At 64.6% G+C, this 10,430-nt stretch carries 9 protein-coding genes; 4 read left to right on the top strand and 5 right to left on the bottom strand.

Annotated features, from left to right (window positions below; translation table 11 throughout):
* Positions 1 to 35: 35 nt before the first annotated feature.
* The 5 genes from hisD to rpmE form a co-directional block, all read right to left on the bottom strand.
* A complete protein-coding gene (gene hisD, locus VIO10_RS09210; RefSeq protein ID WP_331962712.1) occupies positions 36 to 1,379 on the bottom strand; it encodes a histidinol dehydrogenase in 1,344 nt (447 codons plus the stop codon).
* Positions 1,380 to 1,411: 32 nt separating this feature from the next.
* Positions 1,412 to 2,668, bottom strand: a complete 1,257-nt coding sequence (gene murA / locus VIO10_RS09205) for a UDP-N-acetylglucosamine 1-carboxyvinyltransferase (protein ID WP_331962709.1) — start codon at positions 2,666 to 2,668, stop codon at positions 1,412 to 1,414.
* A gap of 6 nt (positions 2,669 to 2,674) precedes the next feature.
* Positions 2,675 to 3,553, bottom strand: a complete 879-nt coding sequence (gene prmC / locus VIO10_RS09200) for a peptide chain release factor N(5)-glutamine methyltransferase (RefSeq protein ID WP_331962706.1) — start codon at positions 3,551 to 3,553, stop codon at positions 2,675 to 2,677.
* Between the two features lie 27 nt (positions 3,554 to 3,580).
* Complete coding sequence (gene prfA, locus VIO10_RS09195) at positions 3,581 to 4,642, bottom strand: peptide chain release factor 1 (protein WP_331962703.1); 1,062 nt, start codon at positions 4,640 to 4,642, stop codon at positions 3,581 to 3,583.
* A gap of 128 nt (positions 4,643 to 4,770) precedes the next feature.
* Positions 4,771 to 5,010 (bottom strand): 50S ribosomal protein L31, encoded by a 240-nt coding sequence (rpmE, locus tag VIO10_RS09190; protein WP_331962700.1) that lies wholly within the window; start codon positions 5,008 to 5,010, stop codon positions 4,771 to 4,773.
* A 72-nt stretch (positions 5,011 to 5,082) separates the two neighbouring features.
* Here rpmE and VIO10_RS09185 point away from each other — a divergent pair, with 72 nt between their 5' ends.
* From VIO10_RS09185 to VIO10_RS09170, 4 genes are read left to right on the top strand one after another with little or no spacing between them, the layout of a single operon-like run.
* Entirely contained in the window at positions 5,083 to 6,675 is a 1,593-nt protein-coding gene (locus VIO10_RS09185) for a hypothetical protein (protein ID WP_331962697.1), read from the top strand.
* Complete coding sequence (locus tag VIO10_RS09180) at positions 6,672 to 7,373, top strand: hypothetical protein (protein ID WP_331962694.1); 702 nt, start codon at positions 6,672 to 6,674, stop codon at positions 7,371 to 7,373. Before VIO10_RS09185 ends, VIO10_RS09180 begins: the two co-directional genes overlap by 4 nt.
* Positions 7,374 to 7,432: 59 nt before the next feature.
* On the top strand, positions 7,433 to 8,554 hold the full coding sequence (locus tag VIO10_RS09175) for a dihydrodipicolinate synthase family protein (RefSeq protein ID WP_331962691.1): 1,122 nt from the start codon (positions 7,433 to 7,435) through the stop codon (positions 8,552 to 8,554).
* Positions 8,555 to 8,559: 5 nt separating this feature from the next.
* A complete protein-coding gene (locus VIO10_RS09170; RefSeq protein WP_331962688.1) occupies positions 8,560 to 10,218 on the top strand; it encodes a PfkB family carbohydrate kinase in 1,659 nt (552 codons plus the stop codon).
* Positions 10,219 to 10,430: the final 212 nt, after the last annotated feature.

Genomic DNA, 10,430 nt, shown 5'->3' with positions numbered 1-10,430 from the left:
TCCGTCCTGCCCGCTTCATCCTTGTTCCTCAAGTTCTAACCGGGCGAAGCCCGCATCTTTTTTTTAATACTGGGTGCAGGGGTCACCCGTGCCCGCAGTTCCATCGCGCGCGCATGCCCCTCGAACCCTTCCATTCGCGCCAAACGCGCGACTACCGGCCCGAGCGCCGCAATCGCGCCGCTGGACGCCTCGATTATACTGGTTCGTTTCAGGAAATCGTATGCACCCAAAGGCGACGCGAAACGCGCCGCGCCCCCGGTCGGCAGAACGTGATTGGGCCCCGCAAGGTAGTCGCCCAGCGGCGCCGGCGTAAGCGGGCCGAGAAAAACCGCGCCCGCCGCCTTGACCCTCGGGACCCATCGCGACGGACTGCGCACGTCGAGCTCAAGATGCTCTGGCGCTATCTCGTTGGCAAGGTCGAAGGCCTCGTTCAGATCGCGAACGATAACCATGGCGCCCCGTTTGACCAGCGCATTCTCGACCTGGCGGGCGCGCGGCAGGCTTGTCAGCGCGACTTCCACCGCCTCGGCGACGCGCTCCGCGATGCTCGCCGACGTCGTCAGCAGCATCGCCGTCTCGTCGCCGGAACCATGCTCTGCCTGCGCGATCAGGTCGGCGGCGATCCATTCGGGATGCGCGCGGTCGTCGGCGATCACCAGCACCTCGCTCGGTCCCGCCATCTTGTCGATATCGGCAACCCCATAGACCATTCGCTTGGCGGCCTGTACGAATGCGTTGCCGGGACCAACGATCTTGTCCACCGGCTCGATGGTTTCGGTCCCGTATGCCAGCGCCGCGACTGCTTGCGCTCCTCCCACGCGGTAGAACTCGTCCACGCCGGCAATTTCCGCAGCCGCAAGCACCGCCAGCCGCTCGCCCTCGGCCGACGGCGGCGAGACCATCACGATTTCGGCGACGCCGGCGATCTTGGCGGGAATCGCGTTCATGAGCACCGATGACGGATACGCGCCGAGCCCTCCGGGCACATAAATCCCCACCCGGCGCATCGGTTGCACCAACTGGCCCAGCCGCATCCCGGACTTGTCGCGATAGCTGAACGATTTCTCCATCGTGCGCCGATGAAAATCTGCGATTCGCCGCGCCGCCAGCTCCAGCGCACGGCGATCTTCAGCCCCGATTCGCTTGATCGCCGATCGCCGTTGCGCGGGCGTCACCCGGATCGTGGCCGCGGTAAGCTTCACCCCGTCAAATTTGGCCGTCAGATCGATAAGCGCGCGATCGCCGCGCTTTCGCACGTCGGCAATAACCTTCGACACCGCGCGGTCGATACCGGCACTGTCGGCGCCCCGGCGCGCGAGTATCGCGTCCAGAAATTTTCTGAACTCTGGCGTCTGAGACTTAAGGACCCGGGGCCTCATGCGGCTTCAACCCTCTGAACTGACCTGGCGAATTATTCTTGAGCGCGCTCGATTCGCGCGCCGAGATGCTTGAGCTTGGCGTCGAGCGCCTCGTAGCCGCGGTCCAGATGATAGATGCGGCTGAGCTCGGTCGTGTTTTCCGCGGCAAGCCCCGCGATTATCAACCCCATGCTCGCGCGGAGATCGGTCGCCATCACCGGAGCGCCGCTCAGCTTCGACGGCCCGCGAACTACGGCGGTGGGACCTTTCATCACTATGTCGGCGCCCATCCGGGCCAGTTCCTGGGCATGCATGAATCGATTTTCGAAAATGGTCTCCGTGATCACGGAGGTGCCGTCGGCCTGCGTCAGCATCGCCATCATCTGAGCCTGAAGGTCGGTCGGAAAGCCCGGGTACGGCAGCGTGCGCAGCTCGACCGACTTGAGTTTATCGCCGCGCGCGACGCGAAGGCCCTTGCCGTTCGCCTCCACCACGACGCCCGCCTCGCGCAGCTTGGCCGCGACCGCCTCGAGATGCTCGACCGGGGCATTTGCAATCGTGACGTCGCCGCCAGTGATCGCTGCCGCCGCCATCATCGAGCCCGCCTCGATTCGGTCGCAGATTATCTCGTGCTCGGCGCCATGCAGCCGCTCGACGCCCTCGATTTCCAACACGTGCGTGCCGGCGCCGCTGATTTTCGCACCCATCTTGACCAGCACTCGCGCGAGATCCTGAACCTCGGGTTCGCGCGCGGCGTTTTCGATCAGCGTGCGGCCGCGGGCCGTGACCGCCGCCATCAAAATGTTCTCGGTTGCGCCGACCGAGGGAAAATCAAGCCAGATTCGCCCGCCCGTCAGTTTCTCGGCGTGCGCCTCGACATAACCGTGACGAAACTGAATCTTGCTTCCGAGTGCGCGAATCCCCGCGATGTGCAAATTCACCGGCCGCGCGCCGATCGCGCATCCACCCGGAGTCGATACGCGCGCGCGTCCGGTGCGCGCCAGCAACGGGCCGAGCACGACGAACGACGCGCGCATCGTCTTGACCAGTTCATACGACGCCTCGTGCGAAGTGACTTTTGCGGCGCAAAGCTCGACGCGATGCTCATCGGTCCAGCGCGCCGCGACGCCGAGCTGGATGAGGAGCGCCAGCGCGGTTTCCACATCGCGAAGCCGCGGGACGTTGGTGAGATGAAGCGGTTCCGGCGTCAGGATCGACGCCATCATGATCGGCAGCGCGGCGTTCTTGCTGCCGCTGAGCATGACGGCGCCGCGCAGCGGAGCGCCCCCATGAATTATCATTTTCTCCATCGCCAACTACGCCCGGCTTCTTTGCGCGCGCACGACGCGCGGATGCCCCGTGAGATCGTTTATCACAGAGACGACCCGCAAGCCCGCTTCCTCGACAAGGCTCGCGACTGCCGCTGCCTGCCCCGCCGCCACTTCCACGATCAGCTCGCCATCGGCGGCAAGATGCGGCGGCGCGCCCGCTGCAATTGCGCGAAAGATGTCGAGCCCTCCCGCTCCCGCGCTTATCGCAAGGCGCGGCTCGAAGGCGCGCACCTCGGGCTCCAGAGCGGCGATCTCCGCGTCATCCAGGTAAGGCGGATTGGAGACTATCAGCTCGAAAAATCCCAGCGCCGGTCCTCCGTCCAGAATTTCGAAGCAGTCGGCGCGCCGGAATGTCACCCGATCCTCGACCCTATGATGCTGGGCGTTGCGCGACGCATGCACAATCGCGTCGGCGGAAATATCCACCGCCGTCACGCGTGCGCGCGCAGCGTTAACCGCAATTGCGATCGCAATTGCGCCGGAGCCGGTGCCGATGTCGAGTACGCGCGCGTCCGGCGCCCCGGCGATAAACTCAAGCGCCGCCGCAACGACGATCTCGCTCTCCGGCCGCGGAATCAGGACGGCAGGACTGAGCTTAAAATCGAGCGAGTAGAATTCCTTGCGCCCCAGGATATACGCGATCGGCTCGCGCTTTTCGCGCCGAGCGATCATCGTCTCGAAGTTTTTCAGCGTCGCCGGGGATGGATCGATCGAACCGGTGATAACCGCGGCGCGCGTGACCCCTGCCGCCGCAGCCATCAGAAGCTCCGCGTCGAGCCGCGCCGATTCGATGCCGCAGGCGGCGAGCCGGCGCGCGGCCTTGTCTATCCCGTCCAACGCGCGCCGCGCGAGCATTTCACTCATAACCGTGCTGCGCGGCTCATGACGATGCTACGCGCTGAGCGCCTGCTCCTGATCGTAGGCCGCCAACGCATCGATGATCGGATCGATTTCGCCGTCGAGAAAATTGTCGAGCTGATGAATCGTGACGTTGACGCGATGGTCGGTCACCCGCGATTGCGGAAAATTGTACGTGCGGATGCGCTCGGAACGGTCGCCCGTCCCCACCATCGAACGCCGCGTCTGCGCGATCTTCGCCTGTTGCTCGGCCTGCGCCGCTTCGAGCAGCCGCGCACGCAGGATCTTCAGCGCGCGCGCCTTGTTCTTGTGCTGCGATTTTTCATCGCGGCAGATTATCACCATGCCGCTGGGAATATGGGTGATGCGCACCGCCGAGTCGGTAGTGTTGACGCTCTGGCCGCCCGGTCCCGACGCGCGCATCACGTCGATTCGCAGGTCCTTCGCTTCGTTGATATTGACCTCGACGTCGTCCGCTTCGGGCATCACTGCCACCGTAACCGCAGAGGTGTGGATGCGCCCTGACCCTTCGGTTTCAGGTACGCGCTGCACGCGATGCACCCCGCCTTCGTACTTGAGCCGCGAATATGCGCCGCGTCCGCTGACCAGCGCGATCACTTCCTTGATTCCGCCAAGCCCGGTGTCGCTCAAGCTCAGCGGCTCGATCTTGAATCCGTGGCGCTCGGCATAGCGCGTGTACATCCGATACAGGTCCCCGGCAAACAATGACGCCTCTTCGCCGCCGGTTCCGGCGCGGATTTCGAGGATCACATTCTTTTCGTCGTTGGGATCGCGCGGGGTGAGCAGCTCCTTGAGTTTCTCCTCGAACGCGGCAAGATTTTTCTGCAGTGCCGGCAGCTCGGCCTTGGCCAGCTCGCGCAAGTCGGCGTCGTCGCCATCGAGGATCGATTTGTGGCCGGCGATCTCGTCGGCGATGCGGATATATTCGCGGGCGCAATGCGCCGCCTCGGAAAGCTGCGAGCGCTCTTTGGCGATTCTGGCGTATTCGCGCTGATTGCCGAGCGTGGCCGGATCGCTGAGCTTGCGCTCGAGTTCCGCCACCCGCTCTTCTATTGCGCTTGCCTTATCCAGCATCGCCGCTCACGCCCCGCCGGGAAAATTCGCGTTGAAACAAAAACGGCGCGGCCGATGCGGCCGTGCCGATGGATTCTCCCCCGCGCACCCGGGTGCGTAGCGCACCGCAGGCGGCGGGAGTTGCTATGCTACTTCTCGGCGGCTGCTCCCGCCGTCTTTTCCGCCGGCTTCTTGATGCCGTACTTGCGATTAAAGCGCTCGACGCGCCCCGCGGTATCGACCAGGCGCTGCGTGCCGGTGTAAAAAGGATGACACTTCGAGCAGACCTCGACGTGCAGCTCCTTGAGCGTCGAGCGCGTTTCGAAGGTATTGCCGCACGCACAGGCTACAGTGCAGCGACGGTATTCAGGATGGATTCCAGCTTTCATTTTTACGTCTCGAACTCTTTTCCCGGTTGCGTCAAAGGATACCATCCGAAGGTATCGCACACAATTCGCCCGTTGCGACCGCCTTTGCGGGCTTTTCGGCTCGCAATCGCGATCGCTGTCTCGACCGCAGCAATCTTAATCACGATTTGCCCGATTGCCACATCCGCCGCGCCGGGCGCCACGGCTGCGCCGCCTCGAATCTCCACGCCTGCGAAACCCCCGCCAGCGCCAACTTCCGGCTTCGCGCCCGACAATCAAACCCTGTTCGCGCCAATCGTCTATCTCGCACCGCCCGGCCCCGCACGCGCGTCGCGCGCGATCGCAATCCTGAACCGGCAGCTCGATTTCCAGCGCAAGATCTCGTTCCATCCCAAGCTCGCCCCCGCCCTCCAGGAGGTCGTCGATCTGCTTCCGCCGCGCCAATCGACAATGATCCGCGCCGCCGCCCTCTACGCGAACCCGGCAATCCCGTGGCGCGACGAGCCCGACGGCACCCATCAGATTTGCGTCGCCGGACGGCCCAGCGATGGCGACTATTTGTACACGCTGTCCCCCGACTGGCGCAGCCCGGAGGAGCCGGCGCGATTTTCGGGCGTGTTCGGCCTCAAGCCCGGCGCCGATTCCACTCCCACCGACATCTCGAGCGTCACCGGCACGCTCGCCGGCGAGCTGCTGATCGACACCTACGGCATCGGCGCGCTGGTCGACGCATCCGCCGATGCGCTCCGCCAGCTTCACGGCGATCTGAGACCGCCGTGGGATTCCTCGCCCGGCGCGTTCAACCACCATGACCGGGCCGCGCTCGACAAATTCCACCGCCAGATGCCGCATCTCGCGGCGAAGTTCGACCACTATTTCAAATTCAACAACCTGCTCGACGAGTTCACCTCAAGCGCGGGCCCGATCGTGCTCCTGAACGTCGATGCCGAGGTTCGCCAGGAAGCGCTCAGGAAATATCCCCTGCTGTATGATTTCTATCGCAAAGTCGTGCCCGCCGTGACGGCTACATCCGCGATTCTCGATTCGCACGGAAATTTCTGGATGCGCGAGGCCTTCGACCACGGCCACATCCGCTTAACCATGATGATTCGGGGCGGCCTGCTCACGCCGTTCAACGGCGCGATGCAACCCGCGGGCGACGGTATCGCGCTCAATGAAATCGCGCGCGGCAGTTACCGCACTCTCGCGTCGGCGCAGGTGACCAGTCTTGCGATGGATTTCGGCCTGGGCAACGTTGGATTTGCAACTGACTACCGCCGCGACCTGGGCTCCGTGACGTTCGTCAACCGGATGGACGCGGTCCCCCAACTGATCGCACCGCCCGGCGTGCATCAGATGATGGACTTGATTGCCGGTGGCTTTCTGCGCGGGCTGGCTGCCGGAAATGGCGGCATGAAGGCAAACCTCAGCTCGCGCCTGCTGCCCAACGGGACTTACGATTTCTCAGGCGGCGTCACGGCGCAGTTGAATTACTCGCCCACGCTCGAGTTGCTCGCGCGAATCGGCGATACGATCGCGAAAAAACACAACGACCAGGTTCGCGCCGAAGAACGCGCGTTCGGCGAGGAACTGTTCGACGCTTTCGTCGCCGACTATAATGATGCGCGTCCGGCAATTGCCGCCTTGGATTTGGATAAAGACAGCCAACAGGAAAAATCCAAATGAGCCGCGCACAACAAAAACGGTTTTTCACAGCCACGCTCTTTGCCGCCGCGATCCTCACCGCGGGATGCGCCGCCGATGACAAGCCCCCGCCGAGCATCCCCGACGCCGGCCCGCAAGCGAGGTTGTTGAGCAATTTGTCGGCCGTGTCCGACGCTCCCATCAATCCGCTTGCCGCCAAGGCGGTTCCTGCTCCCGGCGAAGGACTGTTGCGCGACGACGCCGCTGTCTCGGCCGGGCCCCGCACCTTTCAGACCGAGCCCGGCATCTCGCGCGCGGTCGGCAGCGAAGAAAGGCCCGGCACGGTGCGCCTGCTGAACGACAAGGCCGCCAAGTTCGGGGATTTTTCCGCAGTGATACTCGATCGCGTGTATGCGCAACTCAGTATCGCCGAGAAAACCGAGGATATTTCGCGAACCAGGCTGCCCACCGAACTCAAGCCCGTCGTCATCACGGCAATCCTTGACAAAAGCGGCAAGCTCACCGAACTCATCCTCGAACAACACTCCGGCAAGGCGAAAATCGATCAGATGATGATCGACGTCTGCAAAAAGGGCCTCTGGTACGAAACTCCTCCCGCCGCCGCGCTTTCCGGCGACGGCAACTACAAGCTGACTCTCCGCCTGAAGCTCGAGAACTTCGCCTCCAGCGACGAGCATCATTGGAGCTTCGTCACCGATCTCGGACTCGGCCTCGGCTAGCCGCGCCCCCGATGGCATCCGGGCAGCAGCCATCGCCTGCTTCTGCTAGAATCGCCGCCGTGGATTCGCTCGACGACTATATCCCGCGGCCGGGCCTCGCCGTCCCGATCGTCACGATTCTCGACGCCCGCGGCCGCATCCTCGAAGACCAGCAGCGCGCTGTCGTTCGCTATGCGCTCCAGGACGGCGCCGGCGCCGACATAATCTTTGCCGCAGGCACCACCGGCGAATGGGATCGCATCGACAATCCGCGCCGCCAGGCGGTCGCACGAATCGCCATCGAGGAATGCCGCCGGGCACGCGCGTCCGCGCCCAAGAAAATCGAAGCATGGGCCGGTATCACCGCGCATACGCGAAGCGACACGCTCGACAATCTCAGCCACGCGCTGCACGCCGGCGCCGACGCGGTCGTGGTCGCGCCGCTCTCGATCAAGGACGTCGCGCATCCCGCTGAATTCGTCGAGCGCGACATCGGCGCGGTGTTCGACCGCGCGGGCAGGATGCTTCCGCTGTTCCTCTACGACAACGCCGGCATCGCCGCGCCCGGCAAATCGCCCCACCTGCATACCCGCGACGTCAAGGCGATGACCCGGCTGCCGTACGTGCGCGGAATAAAAGTCACCGCCGGCAAAACCGTCATCGGCAACTACACTCGCGCCGCGTCGCACTTCAAGGCGGGTCACGAATTCGCGATCTACGCCGGCAACCCTTACCTGATCTTCGATTTGTTCGCCCCGCCTGAAGGCGTCGGCGATCGCATGCGCCACTACTGGAACCGTTACCTGACCCAGCGCACGCGTCCCTACGGCGTCGTCGCCGGCCCGGCCAATGCGATGCCGCGCGAATGGCAGCGCGCGTGGCAGGTCTGCCGCTCGGGCGACGTCGAATTGATGCGGTTGTATTCTGATGCAATCGGGGAATTTCGCAGCGCATGCACTTTCCGGCGCGGCGCCCGGGCCTGGCGCCCGACGATCGCATCGCTTAAAGCCTCGCTAAAGGACATCGGCATCATCGACAGCGACGCAGTTGGCGCGGGAACGCCGCCGCTCAGCGACACCGAGCGCCGCGAATTCTCCGCACGATTCTTAAGCCTGCGCGAGCGCGCCGCCGAGATGCTGGAGCGCGGATGGGTCAGCGAATACGATTCGGGGGATCGCGCCGGCGCAAAAAAAATCGGTTGAGAGCAATGGCTGAAGAAAAACTCGATGTCGTCGGATGCGGGAGCATGGTCGTGGACCTGTTCTATCGCACCCCGCGGATTATCCGCGCCGACGAAAAAATTCTGCTCCGCGCGCATACTGCCAGCGCCGCCATCGAACGCACGCAGGTCGGCGGGCTGGTCCTGAACCATCTCGGATGGGGCCGAATCCTGGGCCTCAAAACCGGCATCTTCGGCAAGATGGGCGACGACCGCAACGGCGAGTTTCTCCGCGACGGGATGGATCGCCTCGGCATTCGCCATCACCTGACCTTCGACGGAACCGCCAGCGCCTTTGCGAACATCTTCGTGGACGCCAACGGCGATCGCGCTATCTACATGGCGCGCGGCGCGACCGGCGAGCTCACCCCCGCCGAGGTCCGCAGCCGCCACGGCGCGTTCATCCGCCGCGCCAATCTTGTTTCGACCGAGATTTCGCAGCTCCCGCTTCGCACCGTGCTCGCAATTCTGCTTTTCGCGCGCACCCATTCCATTCCGACCGTCCTCGACCTCGACGTGCCGCCCTCCGACGCAATCGGCTCGCTCGGCACCCGCGCCGAACTCGAGCGCGCGTTGAAACTCGCGACTTATCTCAAGCCCGCCAAAGCCGCCGCGCGTGAAATCGTCGCCGGCAACGGGCGCGATTCGTTGAAGATGGCCGAAGCGATTCGCGCCCGCTACGGAAATCGCGCGGTGATTATCACCGAGGGCGACAAGGGATGCGCGATAGCGGCGCGCGACACTTCCGTTCGCGTGCCCGCCTTCAAGGTCAAGCAGATCGATTCAACCGGCGCCGGTGACGCGTTCCTCGCCGGCGTCTTCGCCGGCCTTCGGCTGGGGATGCCGTGGGACAGGATCGGGCGGCTGGCCAATGCCGCCGGAGCGGTCGCGGTCACGCGCCTCGGCGCGTTTCCGTCGGGATTCGAAGTGCGCGAGGAAATTCTCGACTTGTATGGCGAGGCGCTCGCGCTGCCCACGCCGCACCGCGATAGCGAGCCGCGCGAAGCGGCCATCGGCGACTCGACTGGCGAAGTCGAAAAATTCTTCGACCTCGCGCTCGCCGAACTCGCCGCGATGCGCGCCGGATTGAACATCGCCGCCATCTCGCGCACCGTCGAGATTATTCGCACCGCGCTTGGCCGCGGTGGCCGTGTCCACGTCACCGGCGTCGGCAAGCCCGAGCACGTCGCACGCTACGCGGCCAGCCTGTTCTGCTCGGTCGGCACGCCCGCCACCTTTCTGCACGCGACCGAAACCCTGCACGGCAGCCTCGGCCAGGTGAATCCGCGCGACGTCGTCATCGCGATTTCAAACAGCGGCAATACTGACGAATTGCTCTCCACCGCGAGCGCCATTCGCGAACAGGGCGCGCAGTTGATCGCGATCACCGGCAACAAGGATTCCGGCCTCGCCCAACTCGCCGACCTCGTCATCCACGTCCCCGTCCCCAACGAAGGCGGCGGACTCGGACTCGTGCCGCGCATCAGCGTGCTCGGCGAAGTCTTCGTGCTCGCGGGGTTGTCGGTCGCGCTGGAACTCGCCCACGGCCTGACCGTCGAGGAATACTCGCGATGGCATCGCGCGGGCGCGATCGGCGAAGCCGCCCGCCGCCTGGCCGAGACGCGCGCCTCCCGCCGCCGCGCCTGAGCGCGCGCCAGCCCCGCACCGGGGTAAGGAAAGCAAAAGGGGAAACTTAATTTTATGTGAGACCCACCGCGGGTTTGCAGGGGTCACCCCTGGCCGTGGCGACGGCAGCGCAGTATTAAGCCGTTGGCAGGGGCGCGCCCGCCAACGGCGGGCGGCCTTAATACTGGGTGCAGGGCTCAGCCCTGCCCCCGCTACTTCCCGCGGAAGTTCGG

The organism is Candidatus Binatus sp. (genome assembly GCF_036567905.1).
Classification (GTDB): domain Bacteria; phylum Desulfobacterota; class Binatia; order Binatales; family Binataceae; genus Binatus.
This window is presented reverse-complemented; position numbering and strand designations above follow the sequence as displayed.